This is a genomic window from Salinigranum rubrum (assembly GCF_002906575.1).
Classification (GTDB): Archaea; Halobacteriota; Halobacteria; order Halobacteriales; family Haloferacaceae; genus Salinigranum; species Salinigranum rubrum.
Genome location: NZ_CP026309.1, coordinates 2,440,715 through 2,466,277, shown reverse-complemented (window position 1 = coordinate 2,466,277; position 25,563 = coordinate 2,440,715). Strand labels below are relative to the sequence as shown.

Here is a 25,563-nt window from a genome sequence, read left to right as displayed (position 1 = left end):
AACGTTCGTGAGTTTTCTCGCCGACCGAGAACGGGCCGTGCCGCTTAGGTCGGTCGAGTACTCACATACGAGTAATGGATTCTCCTCGAACGCGGCTCGCCGGGACGACGACACTGCTCACCGTCGTTCTCTCCGCGACGGTCGCCGTTCCTGTGCGCGCACACGTCCAGTACGTCACGCCCGGCGGTGACGAGATGGACCCGCTCGGCTTCCTGGTCTCGACGCTCGCGGAGCCGGTGAACGCGGCGCTGCTCGCGGGCGGTGCGGCGGTCGGTGTCGCCGCCGTCCTCGCGTATCTTCGGATTCGCCCCCTCCGTCACGACGTCCTCCTGCTGCGGCAGTTGCTGGCAGGGTACCGCGACCTCCTGCCCTGGTTGCTCCGACTCAGCGTCGGCCTCCCGCTCGTCGGCGCGGGGTTCGCGGGCTACCTGTTCACACCGGCGTTCGCCCCGGCGTCGCCCACGCTGGTCCGCCTGTTCGGCATCACCGTCGGATTCTGCCTGCTGTTCGGCTTCGGAACCCGGCTGATGGCGGCGTTCGGGTTCGTCGTGTACCTCGCCGCGCTCGCCGTCTCGTCCGACCTGCTGCTCGCGTTCGAGTACGTCCCCGGCTTCCTCGCCATCGCGCTCGTCGGCGGCGGCCGCCCGAGCGCCGACCAGGTCGTCGCGCGCATGGCCGACGACGGCCGGACGTTCTACTCGCGGATCGACCCGTTCTACCGACGGGTGGCCGTCCCGTTCGTCGAACGCGTCGACGGCTTCCGGGAGTACGTCCCGCTCGTCCTCCGCGCGGGGGTCGGCGTGGCGTTCGTCTATCTCGGCGTGGTTCAGAAGCTCGCGAACCCCGGTGACTCGCTGGCAGTCGTCGCCAAGTACGACCTGACGGCGGTGGTGCCGGTCGACCCCGCCCTGTGGGTCGTCGGCGCCGGCCTCGTCGAGGCCGCGGTGGGGATGGCGCTCCTCGCCGGCGTCTTCACCCGTCTCTTCTCGGGCGTCGCCTTCGTGCTCCTGACGACGACGCTCTTCGGACTCCCCGACGACCCGGTCGTCGCGCACATCTCCCTGTTCGGTCTGGTGAGCGCGCTCCTCGTGACGGGTGCCGGCCCCCTCTCGTTCGACGCGTGGGCCGCACGCGAGGTGCCCGATGCGGTCCCCGACCCGCTGGAAGAGTCCCCGAGCGCCGCCGACTGAGGCGAACCGGGGACCGGGGGTGGCTGGCGGCGCGCGGACGGAACGCTTTCCCCCGAACGCGTTGATTCTCTCCGTATGACCACACGCCAGTTCGGCGACATCACGCTCGAACAGGTCGACGAGTACGTCTGGGAGCTAGAGAAGCACGGGGAGATGAACGTCCCCGCGCGGGTGTTCGCCAGCGAGGAGCTCCTCGAACAGATCGGCGACGACAAGACGCTCTCACAGCTCAGAAACGCGACGCACCTCCCCGGCATCGCGAACTACGCGCTCTGTATGCCCGACGGACACCAGGGGTACGGCTTTCCGGTGGGAGGCGTCGGTGCGACGGACGTCGAGACGGGCTGTATCTCGCCCGGAAGTGTCGGATACGACATAAACTGCGGCGTCCGCATGGTGCGGACGGACCTCTCCTACGAGGACGTACAGGGGAGAGAACAGGAACTCGTCGACGCCCTCTTCGACGGCGTCCCCTCGGGGCTGGGCGGCGGCGGGGTCGTCGAGACGTCGAAGGGCGAGGTGGAGCGGATTCTCGAAGAGGGGGTCAAGTGGGCGCTGGAGAAGGGGTACGCCGTCCCGGAGGACCTGACCCACTGCGAGGACGAGGGGTTCAGGCCCGAGGCCGACGCCTCGGCGGTGTCGCAGAAGGCCAAGGACAGGGGCAAGAACCAGGTCGGCTCGCTCGGGTCGGGCAACCACTTCTTAGAAGTGCAGCGCGTCACCGACGTCTTCCGGGGGACGTGGCCGACGCCTACGGGTTAGAGGAGGACCAGGTCGTCGTCCTCATCCACTGTGGCTCGCGGGGGCTGGGCCACCAGACCTGCACGGACTACCTCCGGCGCATCGAGAAGGAGCACGCGGACCTCCTCGACGAGTTGCCGGACAAGGAACTCGCCGCCGCGCCGGCCGGGTCCCCCCTCGCCGAGGAGTACTACCGCGCGATGTGCGCCTGCATCAACTTCGCGTGGGTGAACCGCCAGCTCATCACCCACCGCACCCGCGAGGTGTTCGCCGACGTCTTCGGCACCGACTGGGAGGACCTCGGGATGGAACTGCTGTACGACGTCGCGCACAACATCGCGAAGAAGGAGGTCCACGAGGTGGCCGTCGACTCGGCGGGGAGGCCGACCGCCTACGACGAAGGCGTGGGGACCGAAGAGCGCGAACTGTACGTCCACCGGAAGGGGGCGACGCGGGCGTTCCCCGCCGGGCGGGAGGAGGTCCCGCCGGCGTACCGCGACGTCGGCCAGCCCGTCATCATCCCGGGGAGTATGGGCGCGGGGTCGTACGTCCTCCGGGGGGTGAGCAGTCGCTCGCGCGCTCGTTCGGGTCGACCGCCCACGGCGCGGGGCGACTGATGAGTCGGACACAGGCGAAAAAGGAGTTCTGGGGCGGGGACGTTCAGTCCGAACTCCGCGACCGGAACCAGATATACGTGAAGGCGCAGTCGGGAGCCACGGTGGCGGAGGAGGCCCCCGGCGTCTACAAGGACGTGGACGAGGTGGTCCGCGTCTCGGACGAACTGGGCATCGGCGAGACGGTGGTCCGCACCTTCCCCGTGTGCAACATCAAGGGCTGAGCCGCCTGAAGAGGCCCACGCTCGTTACAGGTGACTGAGAACGAGCGGTACCGTCTTTGTCCGACCCGCCACACGTCCGAAGTGGGAGCAGTCCCGTCCCGTGGTCACGGGTGTGGATAGCCCTGGGGGGCAGGACGGACGGCGCTGTTCCCCGCGCGACCCATTCGGTAGTACTGTCGTTACGGTCTCACCAGCCTCGCCGACTCTCTGTCCACCGACCGGCACGCGTCATCCCGTCGGACCCGACGGACCCCGCGGTCCGCCCGGACTTCGTGGCCCCGGTCGGTCGCGCAGTTCGACGCGTTCTGTAGGCTGGCGGGGGTCGAGTTCTCTCCCGTTCTCGTACTTCACGAAGCTCAGATAGAAGGATTCGCCACAGCCCTCCTCGCCCCGCTTGAGCGTCTCGTCGCCACAGACGAACCGGACGCCCTCGCTCTCCTCGTACTCCTCGTCGGGGTTCGCGTACGTCCACCCCTCGAACGGGTACGGCGTGACGGCCTTGTCGGCGAGGTACGCGTCGCGCTCCAGTTCGGCCAGCGCGCCGCAGTGCGGACAGTAGTAGGTGACCGTGACGGTCACGTCCTCGTCGCTCATCGAGCGTTCTAGCGAGTCGAGACGGATAAGCAGTGTGTGCCGTCGGGGACGGGGCGTGAGACCGGTCAGGACGGGCGCTCGTCGAGGAACTCGCGGACCGCCTCGTTGAACGCGGTCGGTCGTTCGAGCATCGCCAGGTGGGCCGCGTCGGGTATCTCGGCGGCGGTACAGTCCGGGAGGTTCTCTGCGAGGTACTCGTGGTACCACGGCGGCGTCAACTGGTCGTACTCGCCGACGACGGCGACGCTCGGAACGGAGAGGTCAGCGAGTCGGTCGCGAACGTCGAACGTGTGACACGTCCGGAAGTCGCGGCGGGTGACGGTTCGGCCGGCGTCGTACATCGCCTCCGTGGAGGCCTCGACGAGCGCGTCCGTCGGGTTGTGAAAGAGCCGGTCGGGTTCGTGGAGGAACTCGACGGCGCGGTCGAAGTCGTCGTCGAGCCACACCAGCAGGTCGTCGAGGACGGCGAGCCGCGCCCCGGTCCCCGTCAAAACGAGGCCATCGAGGGCGAGGTCGCGTTCGAGCGCCGTCGTGAGGGCGACTGCACCCCCGAGGGAGTTGCCGACGAGGACGCGCGCGTCCACCTCGCGTGCGACGGCGACCACGTCGTCGGCGTACGCCGACAGCGCCTCGTAGCCCGGGTCGGCGTCGACGTCGTCGCTCTCGCCGTGTCCGCTCAGGTCGAGCGCGGTGACCGGCGTGGCGTCCGCGAGTCGGAACTGCGCGCGCCACGCCGCGTGCGACCCACCGCTCCCGTGAACGCAGAGGAGTCCGGGACCGTCCCCTTCCCCGCGCGTCCGGTAGGCCGTGGTCCGTCCGTGGTGTGTCGTCCGGTCCATAGTGACTGTCTGCGAGGCAGTGGGATAAAGCCCCGTCCGACGGCTGGCGCGTCTGTTCAGGAGCGGAACCGCAAATCGAGTTCTCAGAGGCACCCGGCCGCCGTCTCCTGATTCGTCTGAGAAAGATTTATATATGTAGAAAGCTAACTTGGGGTTAGTTGATAACATGAGTACCCAACAGTTCGCCGGTGCCAACGACCGGTTCCTCCGCCGCTACGAGTACGACGACAGCTGGATCGTCGCGGCCGACCTCGGCGTCGCCGACGACGCGGTCGACGTCGACGTGGTCGGGACGACGGCCATCGTCGTGGTCGACACCGGCGACGGGGTCGCCGAGACGGAGTTCGAACTCCCCGGCACCGACGCCGACGTCGCCGTACAGAACGGCGTGCTGACCATCACGGTCGCGAAGTGACACGAGCCGTGTCCAGCGACCGCCGGTACGCACACATCGACGGACATCCTACCAACACACGAGATATCGCATGAAACTCATCGTTCGACCGCTGAAACAGAAGGACGCAGGGCGCGGACTCGCCGCCATCGACCGGCAGGCCGCCGAAGAGCTCGGCCTCGAAGGCGGCGACTTCATCCGCCTCAAGGGACAGAACGGTTCGACCATCGCCCGGGTGTGGCCCGGCTATCCCGAGGACCACGGCACGGGCGTCATCCGCATCGACGGCCGGCTTCGCCAGCAGGCGAACGTCGGTATCGACGACCGCGTCGAGGTCGAGAAGGCCGACGTCAAGCCCGCCTCGCGGGTGACCGTCGCGCTCCCGCAGAACCTCCGCATCGGGGGAACATCGGCACGTACATCCGCGACAAGCTCGCCGGGCAGCCCGTGACGACGGGCCAGACCGTCCAGCTTCCGCTGGGCTTCGGGTTCATGGCCTCGTCGAACCAGACCGTCCCACTGCGAGTCGCGTCGACCCAGCCCTCCGGGACGGTCGTCGTCAACGACTCGACCGAGGTCCAGATCTCGCAGAAGCCCGCCGAACAGATCAAGGAGACCTCGACCGGGAGCGACGGCGGTCCCACCATCACCTACGAGGACATCGGTGGGCTGGACCGCGAACTCGAACAGGTCCGCGAGATGATCGAGCTGCCGATGCGCCACCCCGAACTGTTCTCGCGGCTGGGCATCGATCCGCCGAAGGGCGTCCTCCTCCACGGGCCGCCGGGGACGGGCAAGACGCTCATCGCCAAGGCGGTGGCGAACGAAATCGACGCCTCGTTCCACACCATCTCCGGCCCCGAGATCATGTCGAAGTACTACGGGGAGTCCGAAGAGCAGCTGCGCGAGGTGTTCGAGGAGGCAGAGGAGAACGCCCCGGCCATCGTCTTCATGGACGAACTCGACTCCATCGCGCCCAAGCGCGAGGAGACGTCCGGCGACGTCGAACGCCGCGTCGTCGCCCAGCTCCTGAGCCTGATGGACGGCCTCCAGTCCAGAGGCCAGGTCGTCGTCATCGGCGCGACCAATCGCGTGGACGCCATCGACCCCGCCCTTCGGAGGGGAGGTCGGTTCGACCGCGAGATCGAGATCGGTGTCCCCGACCGCGAGGGCCGCAAGGAGATCCTGCAGGTCCACACGCGCAACATGCCGCTCGCCGACGACGTCCAGCTCGACGAGTTCGCCGACAACACCCACGGCTTCGTCGGCGCCGACCTCGAATCGCTGGCGAAGGAGTCGGCGATGAACGCCCTCCGGCGTATCCGCCCCGAACTCGACCTGGAGGCCGACGAAATCGACGCCGAGATACTCGAACGGCTGCAGGTGACCCTCGACGACTTCAAGGAGGCGCTGAAGGGCATCGAACCCTCGGCGCTCAGGGAGGTCTTCGTGGAGGTCCCGGACGTCACCTGGGAGGACGTCGGTGGGCTCGAAGGGACGAAAGAACGGCTCCGCGAGACCATCCAGTGGCCGCTGGAGTACCCCGAGGTGTTCCAGCAGTTGGACATGGAGGCCGCGAAGGGCGTCATGCTCTACGGCCCGCCCGGAACCGGAAAAACGCTGCTGGCGAAGGCCGTCGCGAACGAGGCCGACTCGAACTTCATCTCCATCAAGGGCCCCGAACTGCTGAACAAGTACGTCGGGGAGTCGGAGAAAGGGGTTCGAGAGGTGTTCAAGAAGGCGCGGGAGAACGCTCCCACGGTCGTCTTCTTCGACGAAATCGACTCCATCGCCACCGAGCGCGGCCGCAACAGCGGTGACTCGGGCGTGAGCGAGCGGATGGTCTCACAGCTCCTCACCGAACTGGACGGCCTCGAAGCCCTGGAGGACGTGGTGGTCATCGCCACCTCGAACCGGCCCGACCTCATCGACTCGGCGCTCCTCCGGCCCGGGCGGCTGGACAGACACGTCCACGTGCCCGTCCCCGACGAGGCCGCGCGCCGGGCCATCTTCGAGGTCCACACGCGGGACAAGCCGCTCGCCGACGACGTCGACCTCGACTCCCTCGCGCGGAAGACCGAGGGCTACGTCGGCGCGGACGTCGAGGCCGTCTGCCGCGAGGCCGCGATGAGCGCCTCGCGGGAGTTCATCCGCAGCGTCTCCAAGGAGGAGATCGGCGAGTCGGTCGGCAACGTCCGCATCACGATGGACCACTTCGAGGGCGCCCTGGCGGAGGTCACGCCCTCGGTCACCGACGAGACCAGAAAGCGCTACGAGGAGATCGAACAGCGCTTCAAGAAGAGCGAGGTCGAGCGGGACACCAACGAAGTCAGCCGGACGTTCCAGTAGAACCTTCTTCGAGTCCTCGGCTGCCTCCAGCAGCCTCGAACCGCTCGAAAAACGGTTCACCAACGAACGCCTCGCCCTCGCTCGCTCCGCTCGCTCAGCCGCGGTCGGTCCTGAAACCATGCGCTCCATCGGGCCGGCCCGACTGGGCTGCGCGGTGCCGATGACCTGTCCGTGGAGTCCCCTTCGAGGAAACGTCCCGACAGTCGAGGGACGACCCGAGCCGAGCACGACGAGGGCAGCCACTGCTCGGCGATTTAACCGCCCTATTCCTCGCGAGCAGCACAGGACGCGTCGAACCCCGGTCGCCCGTTCTCGACGTACGCGTCGACGACGAACGCCGGACACTCCGTCGGGTCCCACGTCCGCCCGGTCTGTCCGGCCTCGGTGCTGACGGTCACCTGGTGCTGGTCGGCGGACGCACGGAACGTCGCGACCATCTCGACCGCCTGCTCTCGGTCGGGCGGAAGCACGCCGGAGAACTCGTTCGTCACGCTCTCGCCCTGACGGACGACCACCTCGTACTGTCGGGAAACGTCGTCGCGGTTCCGGATGCGGACGGTGACCGTCGCCTCCGCGGCCGGCGTCTCGGTTTCGCTGTCGACGGGCGCGGCACATCCTCCCAGGAGCGCCGCGACGCTGCTGCCGACAGCGGTGCAGACCCGTCGGCGCGTCGACGTGACGGGGGAGGGGCTACCGATCACGTCATCCACATCCGTGCAAACGCGCATAACTCCTGGCCTCACCCGACGAGGCTCGCCGACGTGGTATCGGAGCAGGGGCTCCCTCCGACAGGTTCTTATCCCCGCTTCCCCGAGCGGTAGGTCCGAACGGCGCGCCGGAGGCGCCGACGACCCGACTTCGTTTCACCGGAAACCCGGTGTGTCAAACCGACAGACGTGAGCGGTGCCGTTTTCGACAGTTATAACTCGTTTTCGAGGTCCAGCAGGATACCCTCCGCGTGCTCTTCGGGCGAGACGTCCTCGTAGGCGCGAACGATTTCCTTCTCGGGACTGACGACGTAGGTGTTGCGGAACACCCCGTCGAACGTCTTGCCGAACATGTTCTTCTCGCCGTAGGAGTCGTACGCCGCCGCCACCTCGCCGGACTCGTCCGAGAGGAGGTCGAACGGGAGGTCGTGTTTCTCGGCGAAGGCCGCGAGGTCCGAGACGGGGTCGTCGCTGATACCGACCACCGAGACGCCCCGTTCTTCGAAGTCGTCGAGCGAGTCGCGGAAGCCGCACGCCTCGGTCGTACAACCGGGCGTGTCCGCGCGGGGGTAGAAGTAGACGACGACCCAGCCGTCGAAGTCGTCGAGCGCGACGGGTTCACCGTGTTGGTTCTGCAGTTCGAACGGCGGCGCTTTCGTGCCGGTTTCGAGCATACTCGTACTCGGAACGCCGACGGGGAAGAATGGTGAGGACTGCGGTGATGGCTTGCCGGTAGTCGCCGCCGTTGCGGCCGCGCTCGATGGCGATGGTGTCGGTCTCGCCGAAGAAAACGACCACGGGGGGTCGTGTCAGTCGATTCGCTCGGCCGCGTCCTTCCGGAGGAGGGGTTCGGCGTTGGTCGTCGGGAGCATCACGACGTCCTCGCGCGCGAGGTCGTACTCGCGTTCGTCGACGCCGTACACCGTTCCGACGTCGGCCGTGATGCGGAGGGTCGTCCGCTCGGGCCCGAGGTCGCGGCTGTCGGTCGGTGTCTCGTCCCCGGCGGGCGGGCCGGACGCCGGAGCCACAGCCGACGCGTCCGCGCCCTCGTCGCCAGACGCCTCAGGTGCGTCAGGGGCGCCAGAGACGGACGTCGCCTCCTCGGTCGGACGATCCGTTCCCGAGTCGTCGTCGGAGCCGACTCCGGTCGCCGAGTCGGCCGCCGCCGAACCGGTCGCTGAATCGGCCGCCGGACCTGGGGGCGTGTCGGGCGGTGCCGACGGCGCGTCCGTCTCCCCGGAGTCGCCGAGCGCGTCCGCCAGGATGTCGTCCGCGGGGTCCGGCGCCGTTGACGAGGCCGACGTCGAGGACGCCGACGGGGTGGGGTCGCCCTCGGCGACGGACGCGTCGGGGTCTGTATCGGTCGTCTGCTCGTCGGGGGTTTCCGACGCCGCCTCGTCGCGCTTCCCGTCGAGGGTTGCCATGACCGTCTCGCGGTTCTCGCGAATGCGCGCGACGAGGTCGTCGAACAGTTCCCGCTCCTCGGTCGTCATGCCCTCCTCGTCGGCCCCCATATCCGCGGCGGCGAACGAGGCGTGTTTGACGACCTTCCCGACGCGGCGCTCGTACAGCGCGTTCGCGATCTCCCGCGTCGACTCGATCTTGTCGGTGAGCTGACGGACGTCCTCGGAGGCGAAGGGGTCGTCGGCCGCCTCGACGGCGCGCTCGCGTTCGTCTTTCAACTGGACGACGTAGGCGGCGACGTCCTCGTAGAAGGAGTCCCGCAGGTGCTGGAGGCTGTCCTTCTGCCGCTCGGACCGTTGCACGCTGCGTAGCTCTTCGAGGTTCATCGGTCGGTGTTCGTCTCGGGTTCGTCCCGGGTCACGAGTGGGCGACTGTCGCGTGTTCCCGTGCGAGGAGGAACACGCCGATCCACTCACGAACCGACACGACACCCTCCTCTACCCTAAACCTGTCGCCGTCCATCCACGCCGGTGGGTCCGTCACCTCGACCTGCACCTCTCGCCCCGTGAACTGCTCGGGTACCGCGTCGACGAGCGGGTCGAACGACGCCACCTCGTCGGGGTCGAGCCGTCGGACCACGAGGCCGGTCCCCCCGTGGAGACTTCCGGGAAACCGGATGAGCCGCCGGAGGTCCGTCGTCACCGGTTCGTCGATGGGGGCCGTCTCGGTGGCGACGGCCTCCCGTGCGAGCGACTCGACCAGCGTTCGGACGCCGGGGCCGCCGGCTTCGAGGTTCCCCGTGCGGACGGCCTCGGGGGTGGACTCGAACGCGCCCAGGACCGTCCGGGCGCGCTTCTCGCCGACGCCGTCGAGTTGCGTGAGCCGTTCGATGGCCTCGGCCTCGTCCAGTTCGCCCAGTTCGTCGACGAACGAGAGGAGGCGACGGTGCGTCCGTGCGCCCCACCCCCCTTCGGTCTTGAGCATCCGGCGCGTCGTCCCCCGCCTGTTCTCGGTCCGGACGAGACCGTCGAGGTCGAGGTCGATGGCGCGGATGTAGTCGACGACCTCGCGGCGGGCGGTCGAGTCGAGCGTTCGAACGCCCGCCTCGCGCACGTGTACGTGGTATCCCCTTCCCCCCGAGAACACCACCTGGAGGTCGTCGTGGGCGACTCCGAGGTCGTCGGTCAGGAGGTCGAGGAGGCGGACGAGCGCCTCCTTGCACCGGTCGAGCATCTCCGGGTAGGGCGTCGACTCGTCGACCCCGTCGAGGTGGTCGCCGTCGAGGTCGAAGACGAGGTCCGCCGCCTGCCACCCCTTCTCGTCCATCGTGTCGGCGCCGGGGTTTCGATACTCGGCGGCGGAGAAGTAGACGTGCCGGGGGGCCTCGTCGGCGAGGAACGTCCCGACGTCGCCGAGGTCGACGAGCGCCTTGTGCCGGACCATCGTGGTCCCGCCCGCGGTCCACGGGATGTAGCCCCACTCGCGCGACCCCGCCGCCGGGGGGAGGACGACGTCGGTCGACGCGTAGTACGCGCTGAACCGACGGCGGAGGTAGTCGCGGGTCGCGCTGTCCATGACGGCGGATGTTGTCGAGAGGTCGGTAAAGTCGTTGCGTCTGCGAGTGAGCGGGTGGGGGTCGGTCCCGTATTGCTCGAAAATACGAACCATCCCACTGAACAATTAAGTCTGCTCGTCACGTTCTCACACGATAAGGAACCGGTTCGGGTCGTGCGGTTGATGGACTGCTGATTTTTCGGGCTCGCGCGTAGTGATGACGACGAGTTTACTACAACTGCGGTAGTAACAATTACCGAAAGTATAAATAAGACCTATACCAACACATCGAACTGTAATGGTTGATACTGAGCCACACGACAGTGAATCGGGTGTGTCGCGTCGGAGCTTCGTCAAAGCAGCAGGGGCCTCCGGGGTCGCGGTCGGACTCGCGGGCTGTGTGAGCACCGGCGGCGGCGACAGTTCCGGTGGCTCCGGTGGGAACGGCGGTTCCGGCGGCAGTGGTGGGTCGACGGACACGCCGATCAGTACCGAGGAGCCGACCGAGGATGTCACGATTCAGTGGGCGGCGGACACGCGGGTCGCCAACGCGAGCGACCAGATCAAGCAGGCGCTCTCGGATGCCGGCCTGCCGGACAACATCACCGTCGAGATTCTCGCCGGGTCACAGGTCACCGACAACCGGCAGTCGCAGTACCAGCAGTGGCTGAGCTCGGGTCGTGAGGACCCCACCCTCATGATGATGGACAGCGGGTGGACCATCCCGTTCATCGCCCGCGAACAGCTGCAGAACCTGAGCCAGTCGCTTCCGGACGAGATGGTGAGCCAGGTCGAGGACAACTACTTCCAGGCGTCGGTCAACACCGCACAGGGACCGAACGGCGACCTCTACGGGGTGCCGCTGTTCCCGGACTTCCCGACGATGCAGTACCGCAAGGACCTGCTCCGCGAGGCCGGGTACGGCGACTCGGACTTCGAGACGTGGGCGACCGACTCGATGTCGTGGGCGGAGTTCTCGCAGGTCACGAAACAGGCGATGGAGGCCAACTCCGACACCGAGTACGGGTACACGTTCCAGGCGAACGTGTACGAGGGCCTGTCGTGCTGTGACTTCAACGAGTTCATGACCTCGTGGGGCGGCGCGTACTTCGGCGACCCCTCCCAGTACCTGTTCGGCCCCATCGGCGACCGGCCCATCACGGTCGACGAGCAGCCGGTCATCGACTCCATCCGGATGGTCCGCAAGTTCATCAACGGCGCGGACGACCCCGAGGCGCTGTCCAGCGACGACTACGCGGGCAACATCGCTCCCGAGGCCGTCCTGCAGTGGACCGAGGAGCCCTCGCGCAAGCCGTTCACGAGCGGGGACGCCATCATGCACCGCAACTGGCCGTACTCCATCGTCATCAACGGCGCGGAGGACGCCTTCGGCGAGGACCTCGGCGTCATGCCCATCCCGTACGGCGTCACCGCCGACGAGGCGGAGTACCCGATGACGGGTGGACCGGTCGCCGCGCTCGGCGGCTGGCACATGACGATGAACCCGAGCTCCTCGTCGGCGAAGAAGCAGGCCGCCGTCTCCGTGCTCCGCGCGATGATGACCGAGTCGTTCAAGCTCGACATGTTCAGCATCATCGGCTGGATTCCGCCGGAGCCGTCCCTGCTCGACTCCGAGGAGGCGTCGCAGGTCGACATCATCGGCCGCTACACCCAGCAGCTGAAGGTGGCCGGCGAGAACGCCATCCCGCGACCCGTCACCGTCGTCTGGCCGCAGCAGTCCGGCCGCATCTCGAGCCAGGTCAACGCGGCCTACGCGCAGGAGAAGACCCCGCAGCAGGCGATGTCCGACCTGAGAGACCAGCTCGAGCAGATCGAGAACAGCGCATAAGTACCCTCGGTACACTCTGTCACACGCATACACATGGCAACAGAACAACGAACCGAGGAGGGCGTCCGCACGAGCGGCGGGCCGATAACGGCGTTTACGCGCTGGATGGAGAACCTCTCCGAGGCGCAGTACGCGTATCTGCTCCTCATCCCGGCCCTCTTGCTCCTGCTCGTCATCGCCATCTATCCGTTGGCGTCGACGTTCCTCATGTCGCTGTCGGCGGACGCACTGACGGGCTCTGCCCGGCTTGGTGAGTTCGTCGGCTTCCAGAACTACGTACAACTACTCACTGGGCAGATCGACTTCAAGTTCCCCTCGCCGTTCCTCCCGGGTGGCGGAACCGGGTTCATCCAGAGCGCGCTCGGTGTCACCCTCGTGTTCACTGCGGTGAGCGTCCTGTTCGAGACCATCATCGGCTTCGGTCAGGCGTTCGTCCTCGACCAGGACTTCCGCGGGCGCCGATGGGTCCGCGTCGCCATCATCATCCCGTGGGCCGTCCCCATCGTCATCCAGGGGATGATCTTCTTCCTGATGTTTCAGCCGAACATCGGCTTCCTCATCGGAACCGCGGAGAACCCGACGCTCCTGAACCAACTCGGTATCAGCACGACCCCTCTGCGGAACACGGTCGACTCGCTGACGCTCATCATCGTCGCCGACGTCTGGAAGACGACGGCGTTCATGGCGCTTCTCATCCTCGCCGGGATGCAGAGCATCGACCGCTCGCTGTACGACGTGGCGAAGGTGGCAGGCGCCTCGCCGTGGCAGCAGTTCAAGATGATCACCTTCCCGCTCATCCTCCCGACCATCCTGGTTGCGATGCTGTTCCGCACCATCGCCGCGATGCGCGTGTACGGCATCATCGAGACGATGGCGGGCTGTTCGACCGTTCCGTCGCTGTCGTGTCTCGTCGTGACGACGTTCAACTCACGGCTGTACGGGACCTCTGCTACGGTCGCGTTCGTGACGGCGGCGATCATCGCCGTCGTGGTGTCCATCTACATCTTCAAGTTCGCCGACGCCGAGGGAGGTGCCTTCTGAGATGTCTGGAGAGAACCCGACCCAGACGGAGAAGATGGGCAAGATGGAGGACGCACCGATCAAGCGCGGCCCACTCGCGACGTGGGTCAGCAAGGTCATCAAGAACCCACAGCGCGCGTACCGCGCGATGTTCTACGTTCTGACCATCTTCTTCCTCGTCACGACGCTGTTCCCGTTCTACTGGCTGCTCGTGTTGGCGCTCACGCCGAACGAGCTCATCTCGAACATGGGGCTCGTCCCGAAGGGGTTCAACCCCGCCGTGTTCGTCACGATGTTCGAGCGGGTGCCGTTCCACCTCTACATGTTCAACAGCTTCGTGCTCGGCATCACGACGACGGTCATCGTGTTACTCTTGGCGTCTCTGGCCGGCTACGTCTTCGGTCGGCTCCGCTTCCCCGGGAAGAACGTGCTGATGCTGGCCATCCTGGCCATCTCGTACTTCCCGCCGGCGGCGTTCCTCATCCCGCTGTTCCAGTTGTTCACCGGGAACGTGGCGTTGACGTTCATGATCCCGGGGCTCCCCGAGATCACGGTGTCCTCACCGGACACGTTCAACACGCCCATCCCGATGGTGTTGCCGTTCAGCGCGCTGTTCATGCCGCTGTCGATCTTCATCCTCACGACGTTCTACGGTCAGATTCCGGACGGGTTGGAGGACGCCGCGCGGGTGGAGGGCACCACGAGATTGGGTGCGCTGTTCCGCGTCATCATCCCGCTCTCGGCACCGGGCGTCGCGACGGCGGGCGTCCTGACGTTCATCAGCGTCTACAACGAGTTCTTCTTCTCGTTCCTGATGAACAACGGCGAGGCCTCCTCGTGGGCGCCCATCGTCGCTGGCATCCTGAAGTATCAGGGCCAGTTCGACACGCCGTTCAACCTCATGGCAGCAGCGAGCATCGTCGGGGTCCTGCCCGTGGCAATACTGGTCATCATCGCTCAGGAACGCATCGTGAGCGGGCTGACCGCCGGAGCACTCAAGGAGTAATACAATGGGAGACGTCAAACTCGAGAACGTGTACAAGCGGTACGACGACGTAACGGCAGTCGAAGACATGAACATCCACATCCGGGACGGCGAGTTCGTCTGTCTCGTCGGTCCCTCCGGCTGTGGAAAGTCGACCACGATGGAGATGGTTGCCGGCCTCACCATCCCCTCGGAGGGGGAGGTGTACATCGGTGGACGCGAGGTGACGAACCTCCCACCGAAGGACCGCGGAATTGCGATGGTCTTCCAGAACATCGCGCTGTTCCCGCACATGGATGTGTACGACAACGTCTCGTTCGGTCTTCGCCTCAGAGACTTCGACAAGGAGGAGATCGACCGTCGCGTCGAGCGTGCCGCGGAAATCGTGCAGATCACCAGCATGCTCGACCGCATGCCGGACGAGATGTCCGGCGGGCAGCGTCAGCGCGTCGCCATCGCCCGCGCCATCGTCCGGAACCCCGACGTGTTCTTGATGGACGAGCCGCTGGCGAACCTCGACGCCAAGCTCCGCGTCCACATGCGGACGGAGCTGCAGCGCCTCCACAAGGAGCTGCAGACCACCATCATCTACGTGACGCACGACCAGGCGGAGGCGATGACGATGAGCGACCGAATCGCGGTCATCGACTCCGGCAACCTCCAGCAGATCGACCCGCCGCTCACCTGTTACAACGAGCCGGCCAACATGTTCGTCGCGACGTTCATCGGCTCGCCGTCGATGAACATGCTCGACGGGCGCATCACCGAGAACGGCTGGGAGAACGACAACGTCTCCGTGGACTTCGACCCGGCGCAGTACGGCGTCACACCCGGTGACGAAGTCGCCCTCGGGATCCGACCCGAGGACGTCTACCCCGTCGACAAGGCCAGCAACATCGAGAGCCAGACGAAGGTCATCCGTGCGGACACCGACGTGATGGAGCCGATGGGTGACGAGACGTTCGTCTACCTGCTGCTCTCGGAGGAGGCCGAAATCGACCTCGAAGCGGGTGCTGGCAGCGGCCAACTCCTCATGAGCGTCTCGCCCGACACGAACATCGAGGAGGACGAAAGCATCGAAGTCGTTCTCGACCGCTCGAAGGTCCACCTGTTCGACCGCGAATCCGGCGAGTCCATCCAGCACGGCCTCGATTCGATGACGAGCACCGGCGGGGCCACCGAAGCCGCCGAGAGCGACGACTGAACTCGACTCGACGCTCGGTCCGCCCTCGCGACGACACGCCCTTTCTTCTTGGCCTCCCTCGTGAGCGACCGCTCGCCGTCGGTCGTCGCGTCCGCGTCGGCTGTGGTGTGTCCCGATATTCGTCGCCGGCAGCCGTGGCCGACATATAAGTAGCGCCCGGCCCTTATGCCGGGCATGGTCACGCTAGAGGGATACGTCTATCTGGGCGGGATGACCGTGCTCTTCTTCTTCTGGGCGTACGGCATCATCCGGTTCCTCATGGACGTGAAGAACATCTACATCCCGAAAGGGAAGCAGTACGTTCGGGGGCGGCGGCGGCTCAAGGAGGAGGAGAAGAAGGAGAAAGAACGCGAGGAGAAGGAGCGACAACTGTACTGACGGGGCGCCCACGGACGCCAGCGGCTCCCGTGTGTCACACTCTCACAGCCACACGGCGAACACATAACACGTAACCACCTCCCCTGTTTCGGGTGAGCCATGACCTCGGAAACGGACGGGAAAGTACGTATCGGCATCGTCGGCCTCGGCAACATCGGCACCTACCACGCGGAGTTCCTCGGAGAAGTCGAGCGGGCGGACATCGTCGCCGGCCTCGACATCGACGCCGACGCCCGCGACGCGTTCGCCGCGGAGTTCGGCGTCGAGACGTACGCCGACCGGTCCGACCTGTTCGACCAGGTGGACGCCGTCATCGTCACCACGCCGAACCGCTTCCACGAGGAGTACGCCGTCGCCGCGCTGGACGCCGGCGTCGACGTCCTCTTGGAGAAGCCGCTCGCGCACACGCTCGAAAGCGCGGAGCGCATCGCGCGTGCCGTCCGCGAGAGCGACGCGCTTTGCATGGTCGGGTTCAACAACCGCTTCTCGAACCCGGTCGAGGTGCTGAAACACGACCTCCGCGCGGGTCGATTCGGCGACGTCACCCACGTCGAGGCGAACTATGTCCGCCGTCGGGGCATCCCCGGTCGCGGGTCGTGGTTCACCTCGAAGGACGTCGCCGGCGGCGGCGCGCTCATCGACATCGGCGTCCACGCCATCGACCTCTCGCTTTACTTCCTCGACTTCCCCGAGGTCGTTGAGGTGTCGGGGACGACCCGGTCGGAGTTCGGTATTCACGACGAGTACGCGTACCTCCGACAGTGGGGCGCGGACCACGGCGCCGGCGGGTTCGACGTCGAGGACTCGGCGACGGCCTTCATCCGGTGTGCCGACGGCCGGACGATTTCGCTGGAGGTGGCGTGGGCCGCCAACCGAGCGGACTCCGACGAGTTCGTGATTCGGGGCACCGAGGCCGGCGCGACCCTCGACCGGGGCTCGCACGACCTCACGATGTACGAGGCGAGCATCGGCGGCGCGAACCACTTCTCGACCACGGACGTCGAGACCCAGGAGGCGGTCACCCACCGCCAGGAGCAGCGGGCGTTCGTCGAGGCGGTCCAGCGGGGTCAGGTCGAACGGAACACGGTCGACCAGGCGCTCGCGGTCCAGCGGGTCATCGACGCCATCTACCGCTCGGCGGCTGAGGGGCGCGCGATTCGGCTGGACGACTGATTGCTGATCGGACCTCGATAGTCATCGTCCGCGTCGGACCGGAGCAAGAGACGTCTGAATCGGGCCAGTCGATACAGAATAGTGTCGTGGACACCTGCGAGGAGGTGTCGGGACGTTCACTCGGCGCTGGACTCCTCTTCGTCCGTTGCGGTTTCGCTCTGTGCGCCAGTGTCGACGTCGTCGGGTTGCGGAATCGAGACGGTCAGCGTGCCGGTGTCTCCCCCGTCGTAAGTCCCGTTGGCTGACTCGAACAGTTCCTGCTGGCCGATTTCCTCCTCGTCGAACGGACCGGGGAGCGTGTAGACGGCGAGGTGCAGGTCACGTTCCGACGCGCCGTCTTCGAGTTCGAACTCGACCGTGACCTCAGTCGGGTTGCCCTGGTCGTCGAACTGGAACTCGTTGTCGACGATGGTGACTCCGCCGAGTTGGCTGTCGTTTCGTTTCCTGAGCAGGGACGGGTTCTGAGAGGCGCCGTCTTCGGAGTTTCCGAGCGCGGCCATCACGTCGTTCGGCCAGTAACCCGGCGGGGTCGGAGGCGTCGCTCCCTCGCCGAAGTCGACCTGCCAGTAGACCGGTTCCTCGTCCGCGGCGGTGACCGTCACCGTGGTCTCGACCGTGTCGTTCGCGCTTCGCACGACGACCTCCTGCTCACCGACGTCGGCCGAGGTGGGCCGGTACGAGAGTGACACCACATCACCCTCGCCCGGGTCGAGCGTGACCGTCGTCGTGTTCACGACCTCACCGCCGACGACGAGAGAGATCTGCTGTGTGCCCGACTGCTTGCCGGTGTTCTCGACGACAGAGGATACCTCGAACCGGTCGCCCGCTTCGACCGAATCGGCGGAAGAACCGGGTCGCACGTTGAAGGAGGCGGCTTCGGAGGGTTCTGTAATCACGACCGTCGTCGTGTCGACGGTGTCCTCGGTGCGGACGCCCACCTCGTACTCACCGGGAGGGAGGTTGTTCGTCGCCTCGGAGAAACCGCCCGTCGCAGTCTCGCCGCTCGCCAGTGTCGGGTCGAAGAAGACGTCGTCGACCGCCTCGCCCTCGAACAGGAACTGCACGACCTGCGTGCCTTCGGCGTCACCGGTGTTTCGGACGCTCACGTCCACTTCGAGCGGCGGTCCCGGACTGAGTGGCGCGTTCGTCCCAGTGATCTCAGCGTCGAAGAACGCACCCCCTGAGTCGTTCGGCGGGGCGGTGACCGTCACCGTCGTGCTGTCCGTGTCGTTCTCGCTGCTCACCGCGACTTCCAGTTCGCCGACGTCGTCCGGGGTCGGTTCATGTAGAATCGGAACCGTCTTGCTCTCGCCGGGGTCGACCCTGACCGTCGTCGTATCGACGACCTTACCCCCGACGCGGAGTCGGAGTAGCTGTCTGCTCGACTGCTCGCCGGTGTTCGTGATTACGGGGCGTACTTCGAGTCGGTCGCCCGCTTCGACCGGATCGGTGGGGCTGCCGATTTCCACTTCGAAGAACGCACTTCCCGAATCGTCGACGTCCTCGCTGACGGCGGTTCCAGTCTGGCCGGCCTGTGAGACGGCCAGTGCTGGAGCCCCGCCGACGACCACCATGGCCGCGACGAGGGCGGTGATGACCGGGAGGACCGACGTACTCCAGAGACGGTCACCCACTGTCTTCACATCCCGAGTTCGGTTCGCGTGTCTGTCTGGAGGGCGAGTGGACGATACCGTCTGCAGGGCTGGTTCGAATCATCGTTTCAGGCGTCTCACAACTGTTCACGTCGGTCAGATAAAACTTCCGCAATAGTAACCAATACTCTTGACATGCGTCGGAGGTGAACGCCGCGGCGTCGGACCGGTCCGGGAGAGACAGGTTGAAACGACCACGCGCCTCACAGTGGGCCATGTCGCGCGTCTTCGCCTCGATACGTCGCCCGGAGTACACGGGGAAGAACCGGTGCTGGCCGTGTACCGCGCTGAACGTCGCGCTCGTGTTCGTCGGGAGCGTCCTGGTCGGCCTTCTCTCGCCGTTTCTCGGTGTTCTCGGTCTCCTCTCGGGCCTCGCGCTCGTCGTCCTGCGCGGCTACGTCGTCCCGTACACCCCCGAGTTCGCGCCGCGTCTCGTGGCAGCGCTCCCGGTCGACCTCAGGTTCGAGACGCACCGCACCGACGGCGGACGGGCGTCGGAGTCGCTGACCGGTGACGACGAGGCGGACGGCGAGACGCTCATCCGGCGACTCGCCGACGCGGGGGTCATCGCCGCCGACGAGTCCGGCGACCTCTTCCTCGCGGGGGAGACCCGCCGGACGTGGGAGGCGGGGATGAGACGTCTGCGCGACGCCTCCGACGAGGAACTCGGAGCCGCGACGGCGTCGGCCGCGCCGTTCCCCGCCGAAGGGAGCGTCGAGGGCGACTGGGTAGTCGTGACGCGAACCGCCGACGCGGACGAGGCGGGTGTCGGCGAAGCGGGCAGCGACGGCGAGGGCGACGAGGTGTGGCTCTCGCGGGCGCACGCCATCGCGGACACGGCTGCCGTCGCCGCGATGTCCGACGCGGTCGACGCACGGACGGCCGCACAGGCCGCGATGCCGTTCCGCCTCTTCTTAGAGACGTGTCCGCTCTGCGGCGGCGACACCGAAGAGACCGTCGTGAGAGAGTGCTGCGGGGGGACGCAGGGCGTCTACGACAACCCCGAGACGCCCGTTCTCGCCTGTAGCGAGTGTGAGGAACTGCTGTACGAGTTCTGAGTCGCTCTCTCCTCGGCAGTGGTCGGCAGTGGTCGTGTGGAGAGTCGTCGACGAATCGGCTGGATCGGACGAGAAGGCGCGCAGGGCACGGGCGCGGTGAACCGCACCCTCGTCCCTCCCCAGCCAGATGCTCGCGCCTCCGTGCGCGAGCGGGCCCTCGCACGAGTCGCTCGCTCGCGTTGTCGCCGGCGCTGTGCGCCGGCTTCCAGCGGAACCGCCGGTTCCGCCCGGCTCGTTCGCTCCCGCGCGCCGACCGCCAACACGGTGCGGTGGCGCGCGGCCAGCGCGGCCTCCGTGCCGCGCGAACGCTCGTGCGAGGGATGAGCGGGTGAACGAACGGAGTGAGTGAACGAGCGAATCGGCTGGGGAGGGTGTGGTCACACCGTGTCCGTGTACCGTGCGACTTCAGTCTCGTCGCGGTTCGCTTCGCTGCTGCCTCTCTCCACATCGATCAGTCCGACAGATCGAACCTCACACGCGACGGAGGGCGACGGACTCGCTCACTCGAACGCCGACCGGTCCGGGACGCTGTCCCTCCCGAGCAGTATCTCCTGGGCCTCGACCGATTCGAGCGCGGCGACCAGTCCGCCGACGTCGACGGGGCCGTCGTCGGTCTCGATGACGAACGACGCGACCTCCTCGGTGTCCTCGAACGTGTACGTCTCGACGCGGCCCTCGACGACGATGGTCTCGCCGGTTTCGACGTCGCGACCCGAGACGGAGGCGTAGAAGGGGCCTTCGAGTTCGCGGACGTCCTTGACGGCGCGACGAATCGAGGCGTAGCGACGGGGGAACGGGCGGCGTTTGCCGTCCGTGGCGAGCGTCTCCGCCGTCGTCCACAGCACGGTGCCGAAGAAGCCGCTCACGAGGAAGCCCAGCGCCGAGCGGTTGAAGATGACGCCGTAGCGGTCGCGGTCGTCGCGGAGGGCGTCCTGCGTCGCGTAGATGGAGTAGTCGCCGTCGGCGACGGCGAGAACCGGCGTCGTGATGCCGCGGCGGGCGCGCGCGACGGTGGCGACGTCGAGGTAGTCGAACTCCGTCGGGTCGGGCGCGCGCGAGGCGGGCGTCACGAGCAGGTCGATGCTCACGCCGTCGTCGATCTGTGCCGCGAGGTCGTCGCGGAACCGCCGAAGCAAGTCGGGCGTGAGCGAGAGGACGAGTTCGTACTCGGCGGTCTCGATGATCTCCTCGACGTAGCGGAGGATGGTCGACCGGGACTTCACGAGCGTGACGGCCTCGGTGTCGCGGGCGGGCGCCGTGTAGCGCGCTTCGAGTTCGGTCACCAGTTCGTCGAGCGAACTCTGGATGCTCCCGAAGGCGTCGTCGGGGTCGACGGCGACCACCTTCATCGGACGGGACTCGCGGAGTTCGACGAGCCCCCGGTCGGAGAGCGAGCGGACCGTGTCGTACACTCTGGGCTGGGGAATGTCGGTCCGGTCGGCGATTTCGCTCGCCGTCAACTGTCCGTGTTCGAGGACCGCGAGGTACGCCTCGATCTCGTACTCCCCGAGGTTGAACCGGTCGCCGACGCGCTCCATCGTCGTCCGCAGGTCGTCTACCATACTGTGCCCGTCGGACGTGGGCCCTAAAGGATTTATTATAATTCGAGTAGCACGACGTTACGAAAACCCGTTCTCGAACCACGGTTGGCCCGCTCACATGTACATCCGGTCCTCGGGAACGTCCGCCTCCTGTGTGTCCATCCGCGCGGCGAGGTCCGCGTAGTACTGGCGCACCCGCTCGGCGAACGACGTGAGCGGGCTCGAATCGATGCCGAGGTCGTAGACGTCCCCGACGGTGTCGACGAGTCGGATGGCCGCGTCGACGTCGGGCGCCTGCGCGTGGACGGGTGTGACGTACAGGCAGACTCCCAGTGGCGAGTCGAGGCCGCGCACCATCAGCGCCGCGTTGACGCCGTCGAGGAAGCCCGTCCCCATGGGCGGGACGTCTTCCCCCGCCAGCCGACGCTCGCGGTAGTCGTCGGTCGCGACGTAGAACGTCCGGTGGGCGTCGGGGCCGTGCGGGACGGGGACGCCCGCGAGCACCACCACCTCCTCGACGCTGCTCCCCTCCGTCCAGTCGAGGACGGCGTCGGCGAACGGCCCGCCCACGGCGGTCGGAACGAACAGTTCCGCGACGAGGACGGTGATATCGAGGTCGTCACGCGAGTAGATGCGCACGGGGTGACGGGGGCGGCCGTCGGTGAACGGGGTGATGACCGGGAGCCCCTCGGCGGTGACGTGGCCCTGCTGTTCGAGGTCGAGGTGGTCGACGAGGAAGTCCACGGCGGTGAGGCCGGCGAGGCCGAACGCCGAGAACCCCACGACGAGGAGGCTGCTCGGTTCGTCGGCGTGCGTGACGGAGAAGTCGGGCGCGGAGGGTGCGTCGGCGGACATGACCGCGATGTTCGAAGAGCCGCCGTTTAGCTGTTCGGCCCGACGCCACGCGTACGGTGTGGGTCCGTGTGCGTCTCGGGGACCGCGTGAACCGCCGGCGGTCGGAGCGGGAGCGCGAACACCGCACGACACACGGACACGGCGCGCCCCGCTGGCCACACGGGCGACTCAGGTCGGTCTCGCCAGTCCCGCGGACGGAGCGACCGAAGGAACCGGCCGGGGGAGGGTGTGGCTGCGGTCTCACCACGCCCGTACATGCGAGTCTCCGTGCTCACTGGCACGCTCACGGCACTGCACGGACCACACACGAGCCGTCTGTCCACACACCGAACGCCACCGGCCGCATGGTGAGGGAGGACAACCCTTTTTTGTAGATACGCCGAGCGTTCCTCATGGACCCCCTCGCCGTGGTGCTCCAGGCGGTGGACGAGCCGACGCTCGCGGACGTCCTGCCGGAGTGGGTGCAGTTTCCCGGGTGGCGGCTCATCGTCGTCGTCATCGTCCTCGGCCTCGGAGCGTACGTCTCGAAGTACGTCGTCCGCCTCCTCGGTCGGCCCATCGCCCACCGGTTCAAGCGGCAGAGCGTGGCCCAGACGCTCCTCAAATCCATCCGCGTGCTCACTATTCTGCTGGCGGGGGCGTTCGGGCTCAACGTCGTCGGCATCGAACTGGGCAACATCGTCCTCTCGGTGACGGTGTTCTCGGCCGTCCTGGGTATCGTCCTCGCGCCCATCCTCGGGAGCCTCATCAACGGGCTGTTCCTCCTCGCGGACCAGCCGTACGAGGTCGGTGACATGATCGAACTCGACACCGGTCAGCGCGGGTTCATCGACGAGATTACCCTCCGCTACACGAAGATGTTCACCCTCGACAACACCTTCCTCGTCATCCCGAACTCGACGATCAGGGACCGCGACGTCATCAACTACTCCGCGGAGGACGAGCGGACGCGGATCCAACTCAGCGTGCTCGTGACCTACGAGTCTGACATAGACAAGGCGCGCCGACTGCTCGAAGACGCCGGCCGCCGGAGCGACATGGTCGTCGAAGGGGGGCCGGACATCCGCATCGGGAGCGCCCGCTACCCCGCCGCGCCGCGGGCGTACATCGACCAGTACGCCGACCACGGCATCAGTATCACGCTGCGGTACTGGGCGAAGAAGCCGTACAAACTCGGGACCGTCCGGTCGGAGGTGCTGACGAACCTCGGTCAGAGCCTCGCCGAGGACGGCGACGGCGTCGAGATGGCCTACCCGCACCAGCACCTCGTGTTCGACGAGACGAGCGGCGTCGCACAGGTCGAACTGGGGAACGGCACCGGGCGGAACGGCCGGGGCGACGGCGCGCACCGACGCGGGGACGCCGTCGGTCGACAGTCCGTCTCGCGGCCGGACCGCGAGTGAGAAGCCCTAGTCGGCGCGGACGGTGACGACTTGGCAGTCGAGTTTCTCCTCGAGAAAGGTCTCGATGTCGGGGTCGTCGAGGAAGCGCTTGACCATCGTCCGCCACCGGGAGGCCTGCTGGGTGCCGATGACGACGACGTCGGCCGACTCGGCGGCGACCTCTTCGAGGATAGTCTCCTCGACGAGAAAGCCCCGACGGACGACGTACCGGGCGCGGTCGATCTGGCCGACGGCGCGCTCGGCCGCCCGCTTGAGGTCCGCGCGGGTCACCCCTCGGGAGTCCTGGTAGAGGTCGACGTGGAGGACGGTGATGTCGGCGTCGCTCTCGCGGGCGATTCGAACGGCCTCTCGCAGTGTCGCTTCGGAGGGCTCCGACAGGGGGTACCTGACGGGAACCACGACGCGCGTCATACGCGGGGGAAAACGCTCCGGCGGCCTGAACGTTTCTGTTGCGGCTCATTTCCGGATTCGTCCATCGACCCGCGCGTCGAGCCCCTCCGCCCGCGCGTACGCCCAGAGCACCTCGTACTGGATGCCGACCTCCCCGCGCGATGGTGCTGGTCGAGCGTGGGGAACTCGTGGTCGGTGTGCAGGAGGTAGTCCGAGGTGCCCACCGTGTACGTCGCCGCCGGGTCGAGCGGTTCGCCCCCGACGAGGACGTCCGTCACCCCTTCTCCCGAAACCGTCATCGAGACGCCGCTGACGTGGCCGTGCCACCAGTCGGGGTCGCCGAACGCGAGGTTCTCCCCGGCCGACTCGCGGAGAATCGCTTCGAGTTCCCTCCCCGTCACCTCGGCCGTGACGACCTGCTCCTCGAAGGGGACGAGGCTCACGAGGTCGCCGGTGGTGACCCGTCCCGAGAGGGGCGGCCCCTCGCGGATGCCGCCGCTGTTCTGGAGCCCCACGTCCGACTCGGTGGCCCAGCGGTACGCGTCTGCGACGAGGTTGCCGACGCGACACTCCCCGCCGAACACCGTCCCGTGGTCCCGGTGGAGCGGTTCGTCGACGCGGGCGAGCACCTCGTCGAAGCCGGCCGCGACGACGCGGCGCTCGAGCGACTCGACGAGCGGTTCGTACGGGTCCGCGGATGTGGTCTCGTGCAGCGTCGCCTCCCCCGTGGCGAGGTCGACCTCGCACACGGCCGCCCCGTTGACCCCGGGTCGGGTGCAGCGCGTCCCCTTCACCACCTCGTTCCGGCGGCTGTGGACGTGCCCGCCGAGAACGGCGTCGATGCCATCGAGAGCGGCGAGCGCGTCGTCGCCCGCACCGAGGTGCGAGAGGGCGACGACGTGGTCGACGCTCCCGAGCGAATCGACCGCTTCCCGCACCGCCTCGACGGGGTCGGTGAACGTCACGTCGGCGGCCATCGGGTTGAGCGAACCGGTTGCGGGGTCCGTGACGCCGACGAGACCGACGCGCTCGCCGTCGATCCGCGCGACGGCGTGGGGGACGACGCCGTCACCGCGTCCGAACCGGTCGCCGTCGGAGTGGACGTTGGCACTCACCCACGCTACGTTCGAATCGGAGACGACGTCGAGCGTCGCCCGGGGGCCGAAGTCGAAGTCGTGGTTGCCGAACGTCTCGAAGCCGGTGTCGACCGCGTCGAAGAGATCGAGCGCCTGCCGACCCCGCGCCGCGAGCGCGACGACGCCCGGGGCGGTGTTGTCACCCGTCCCGACGACGAGGGCGTCCGGCCCCGACAGTTCGCGGAGGCGACCGGCGAGGCGGCCGGCGCGGACCGGGTCGTCGTAGACGTTCTCGACGTCGGAGTACTGCAGCAGCCGAGCCATCGCTCTGTCGGAGGAGCGTCCGAAAATAAAAGGTCGCGCTCTCGG

21 protein-coding genes and 3 pseudogenes are annotated in these 25,563 nt (G+C 67.2%); 13 read left to right on the top strand and 11 right to left on the bottom strand.

The features are described 5' to 3' along the window. Positions 1 to 74: 74 nt before the first annotated feature. The 3 genes and pseudogenes from C2R22_RS12095 to C2R22_RS27455 all read left to right on the top strand — a co-directional run bounded on the left by C2R22_RS12095 (position 75) and on the right by C2R22_RS27455 (position 2,769). On the top strand, positions 75 to 1,190 hold the full coding sequence (locus C2R22_RS12095) for a DoxX family protein (RefSeq protein ID WP_103425978.1): 1,116 nt from the start codon (positions 75 to 77) through the stop codon (positions 1,188 to 1,190). Between the two features lie 75 nt (positions 1,191 to 1,265). After that, positions 1,266 to 1,952, top strand: a complete 687-nt coding sequence (locus C2R22_RS27460) for an RtcB family protein (RefSeq protein WP_394342362.1) — start codon at positions 1,266 to 1,268, stop codon at positions 1,950 to 1,952. Next, a pseudogene (locus tag C2R22_RS27455) lies at positions 1,931 to 2,769 on the top strand (RtcB family protein). Before C2R22_RS27460 ends, C2R22_RS27455 begins: the two are co-directional and overlap by 22 nt. Before the next feature lie 228 nt (positions 2,770 to 2,997). Here the strand turns inward: C2R22_RS27455 and C2R22_RS12085 are convergent. Both C2R22_RS12085 and C2R22_RS12080 read right to left on the bottom strand, forming a co-directional pair. Further along, the gene (locus tag C2R22_RS12085) at positions 2,998 to 3,348 is read right to left on the bottom strand and encodes a hypothetical protein (RefSeq protein WP_103427660.1); all 351 of its coding nucleotides are present in this window, start codon (positions 3,346 to 3,348) and stop codon (positions 2,998 to 3,000) included. Positions 3,349 to 3,428: 80 nt separating this feature from the next. After that, positions 3,429 to 4,202, bottom strand: coding sequence for an alpha/beta fold hydrolase (locus tag C2R22_RS12080; protein WP_103425977.1), 774 nt, complete (start codon positions 4,200 to 4,202; stop codon positions 3,429 to 3,431). 166 nt (positions 4,203 to 4,368) lie between these two features. Here C2R22_RS12080 and C2R22_RS12075 point away from each other — a divergent pair, with 166 nt between their 5' ends. Together C2R22_RS12075 and C2R22_RS12070 are read left to right on the top strand one after the other, a co-directional pair. Next, positions 4,369 to 4,617, top strand: coding sequence for a DUF7127 family protein (locus tag C2R22_RS12075; RefSeq protein ID WP_103425976.1), 249 nt, complete (start codon positions 4,369 to 4,371; stop codon positions 4,615 to 4,617). 70 nt (positions 4,618 to 4,687) lie between these two features. Next, positions 4,688 to 6,945, top strand: a pseudogene (locus C2R22_RS12070) (CDC48 family AAA ATPase). Between the two features lie 263 nt (positions 6,946 to 7,208). Here C2R22_RS12070 and C2R22_RS12065 read toward each other — a convergent pair. The 4 genes from C2R22_RS12065 to priS all read right to left on the bottom strand — a co-directional run bounded on the left by C2R22_RS12065 (position 7,209) and on the right by priS (position 10,631). Continuing rightward, positions 7,209 to 7,646: a hypothetical protein gene (locus tag C2R22_RS12065; protein ID WP_103425975.1), complete on the bottom strand. Its 438-nt coding sequence runs from the start codon at positions 7,644 to 7,646 to the stop codon at positions 7,209 to 7,211. A gap of 218 nt (positions 7,647 to 7,864) precedes the next feature. Further along, positions 7,865 to 8,326, bottom strand: a complete 462-nt coding sequence (bcp, locus tag C2R22_RS12060) for a thioredoxin-dependent thiol peroxidase (RefSeq protein WP_103425974.1) — start codon at positions 8,324 to 8,326, stop codon at positions 7,865 to 7,867. Positions 8,327 to 8,461: 135 nt separating this feature from the next. Beyond that, positions 8,462 to 9,442 (bottom strand): hypothetical protein, encoded by a 981-nt coding sequence (locus C2R22_RS12055; protein ID WP_103425973.1) that lies wholly within the window; start codon positions 9,440 to 9,442, stop codon positions 8,462 to 8,464. A 31-nt stretch (positions 9,443 to 9,473) separates the two neighbouring features. Further along, entirely contained in the window at positions 9,474 to 10,631 is a 1,158-nt protein-coding gene (gene priS, locus C2R22_RS12050) for a DNA primase catalytic subunit PriS (protein ID WP_103425972.1), read from the bottom strand. Positions 10,632 to 10,908: 277 nt separating this feature from the next. Between priS and C2R22_RS12045 the strand changes: the two genes are divergently transcribed. From C2R22_RS12045 to C2R22_RS12020, 6 genes are all read left to right on the top strand, one after another. Then, positions 10,909 to 12,459 carry a substrate-binding domain-containing protein gene (locus tag C2R22_RS12045; RefSeq protein ID WP_103425971.1) on the top strand — a complete coding sequence of 517 codons (1,551 nt, stop codon included), beginning with the start codon at positions 10,909 to 10,911 and terminating at the stop codon, positions 12,457 to 12,459. A 105-nt stretch (positions 12,460 to 12,564) separates the two neighbouring features. Beyond that, on the top strand, positions 12,565 to 13,500 hold the full coding sequence (locus C2R22_RS12040) for a carbohydrate ABC transporter permease (protein ID WP_216824846.1): 936 nt from the start codon (positions 12,565 to 12,567) through the stop codon (positions 13,498 to 13,500). 1 nt (position 13,501) lies between these two features. After that, positions 13,502 to 14,485, top strand: a complete 984-nt coding sequence (locus C2R22_RS12035; RefSeq protein WP_103425969.1) for a carbohydrate ABC transporter permease — start codon at positions 13,502 to 13,504, stop codon at positions 14,483 to 14,485. 4 nt (positions 14,486 to 14,489) lie between these two features. After that, positions 14,490 to 15,668, top strand: a complete 1,179-nt coding sequence (locus tag C2R22_RS12030; protein ID WP_103425968.1) for an ABC transporter ATP-binding protein — start codon at positions 14,490 to 14,492, stop codon at positions 15,666 to 15,668. Between the two features lie 174 nt (positions 15,669 to 15,842). Continuing rightward, positions 15,843 to 16,046 (top strand): hypothetical protein, encoded by a 204-nt coding sequence (locus C2R22_RS12025; RefSeq protein WP_103425967.1) that lies wholly within the window; start codon positions 15,843 to 15,845, stop codon positions 16,044 to 16,046. Between the two features lie 99 nt (positions 16,047 to 16,145). Then, positions 16,146 to 17,219 carry a Gfo/Idh/MocA family protein gene (locus C2R22_RS12020; RefSeq protein WP_103425966.1) on the top strand — a complete coding sequence of 358 codons (1,074 nt, stop codon included), beginning with the start codon at positions 16,146 to 16,148 and terminating at the stop codon, positions 17,217 to 17,219. Positions 17,220 to 17,335: 116 nt separating this feature from the next. Here the strand turns inward: C2R22_RS12020 and C2R22_RS12015 are convergent, their stop codons facing one another. Further along, positions 17,336 to 18,853: a COG1361 family protein gene (locus C2R22_RS12015; protein ID WP_103425965.1), complete on the bottom strand. Its 1,518-nt coding sequence runs from the start codon at positions 18,851 to 18,853 to the stop codon at positions 17,336 to 17,338. A 233-nt stretch (positions 18,854 to 19,086) separates the two neighbouring features. Here C2R22_RS12015 and C2R22_RS12010 point away from each other — a divergent pair, with 233 nt between their 5' ends. Then, entirely contained in the window at positions 19,087 to 19,929 is an 843-nt protein-coding gene (locus tag C2R22_RS12010; RefSeq protein WP_103425964.1) for a hypothetical protein, read from the top strand. A gap of 500 nt (positions 19,930 to 20,429) precedes the next feature. Here C2R22_RS12010 and trmB read toward each other — a convergent pair whose 3' ends face one another. Together trmB and C2R22_RS12000 are read right to left on the bottom strand one after the other, a co-directional pair. Beyond that, positions 20,430 to 21,491 (bottom strand): HTH-type sugar sensing transcriptional regulator TrmB, encoded by a 1,062-nt coding sequence (gene trmB / locus C2R22_RS12005; protein WP_103425963.1) that lies wholly within the window; start codon positions 21,489 to 21,491, stop codon positions 20,430 to 20,432. Positions 21,492 to 21,584: 93 nt separating this feature from the next. Next, positions 21,585 to 22,325: a proteasome assembly chaperone family protein gene (locus tag C2R22_RS12000; protein WP_173862799.1), complete on the bottom strand. Its 741-nt coding sequence runs from the start codon at positions 22,323 to 22,325 to the stop codon at positions 21,585 to 21,587. A gap of 392 nt (positions 22,326 to 22,717) precedes the next feature. Between C2R22_RS12000 and C2R22_RS11995 the strand changes: the two genes are divergently transcribed. Next, positions 22,718 to 23,728, top strand: a complete 1,011-nt coding sequence (locus C2R22_RS11995; RefSeq protein WP_103425962.1) for a mechanosensitive ion channel family protein — start codon at positions 22,718 to 22,720, stop codon at positions 23,726 to 23,728. 6 nt (positions 23,729 to 23,734) lie between these two features. Here the strand turns inward: C2R22_RS11995 and C2R22_RS11990 are convergent, their stop codons facing one another. Together C2R22_RS11990 and C2R22_RS11985 are read right to left on the bottom strand one after the other, a co-directional pair. Then, entirely contained in the window at positions 23,735 to 24,139 is a 405-nt protein-coding gene (locus C2R22_RS11990; protein WP_103425961.1) for a universal stress protein, read from the bottom strand. 45 nt (positions 24,140 to 24,184) lie between these two features. Continuing rightward, positions 24,185 to 25,518 (bottom strand): annotated as a pseudogene (locus tag C2R22_RS11985) (bifunctional metallophosphatase/5'-nucleotidase). Positions 25,519 to 25,563: the final 45 nt, after the last annotated feature.

Excerpts from the sequence above, each read along its gene's own strand:
- C2R22_RS12095 (WP_103425978.1), top strand. The coding sequence starts at position 75 with ATGGATTCTCCTCGAACGCGGCTCGCCGGGACGACGACACTGCTCACC.
- C2R22_RS27460 (WP_394342362.1), top strand. The coding sequence starts at position 1,266 with ATGACCACACGCCAGTTCGGCGACATCACGCTCGAACAGGTCGACGAG.
- C2R22_RS12080 (WP_103425977.1), bottom strand. The coding sequence starts at position 4,202 with ATGGACCGGACGACACACCACGGACGGACCACGGCCTACCGGACGCGC.
- C2R22_RS12075 (WP_103425976.1), top strand. The coding sequence starts at position 4,369 with ATGAGTACCCAACAGTTCGCCGGTGCCAACGACCGGTTCCTCCGCCGC.
- bcp (WP_103425974.1), bottom strand. The coding sequence starts at position 8,326 with ATGCTCGAAACCGGCACGAAAGCGCCGCCGTTCGAACTGCAGAACCAA.
- C2R22_RS12055 (WP_103425973.1), bottom strand. The coding sequence starts at position 9,442 with ATGAACCTCGAAGAGCTACGCAGCGTGCAACGGTCCGAGCGGCAGAAG.
- priS (WP_103425972.1), bottom strand. The coding sequence starts at position 10,631 with ATGGACAGCGCGACCCGCGACTACCTCCGCCGTCGGTTCAGCGCGTAC.
- C2R22_RS12045 (WP_103425971.1), top strand. The coding sequence starts at position 10,909 with ATGGTTGATACTGAGCCACACGACAGTGAATCGGGTGTGTCGCGTCGG.
- C2R22_RS12040 (WP_216824846.1), top strand. The coding sequence starts at position 12,565 with ATGGAGAACCTCTCCGAGGCGCAGTACGCGTATCTGCTCCTCATCCCG.
- C2R22_RS12035 (WP_103425969.1), top strand. The coding sequence starts at position 13,502 with ATGTCTGGAGAGAACCCGACCCAGACGGAGAAGATGGGCAAGATGGAG.
- C2R22_RS12030 (WP_103425968.1), top strand. The coding sequence starts at position 14,490 with ATGGGAGACGTCAAACTCGAGAACGTGTACAAGCGGTACGACGACGTA.
- C2R22_RS12025 (WP_103425967.1), top strand. The coding sequence starts at position 15,843 with ATGGTCACGCTAGAGGGATACGTCTATCTGGGCGGGATGACCGTGCTC.
- C2R22_RS12020 (WP_103425966.1), top strand. The coding sequence starts at position 16,146 with ATGACCTCGGAAACGGACGGGAAAGTACGTATCGGCATCGTCGGCCTC.
- C2R22_RS12010 (WP_103425964.1), top strand. The coding sequence starts at position 19,087 with ATGTCGCGCGTCTTCGCCTCGATACGTCGCCCGGAGTACACGGGGAAG.
- trmB (WP_103425963.1), bottom strand. The coding sequence starts at position 21,491 with ATGGTAGACGACCTGCGGACGACGATGGAGCGCGTCGGCGACCGGTTC.
- C2R22_RS12000 (WP_173862799.1), bottom strand. The coding sequence starts at position 22,325 with ATGTCCGCCGACGCACCCTCCGCGCCCGACTTCTCCGTCACGCACGCC.
- C2R22_RS11995 (WP_103425962.1), top strand. The coding sequence starts at position 22,718 with ATGGACCCCCTCGCCGTGGTGCTCCAGGCGGTGGACGAGCCGACGCTC.
- C2R22_RS11990 (WP_103425961.1), bottom strand. The coding sequence starts at position 24,139 with ATGACGCGCGTCGTGGTTCCCGTCAGGTACCCCCTGTCGGAGCCCTCC.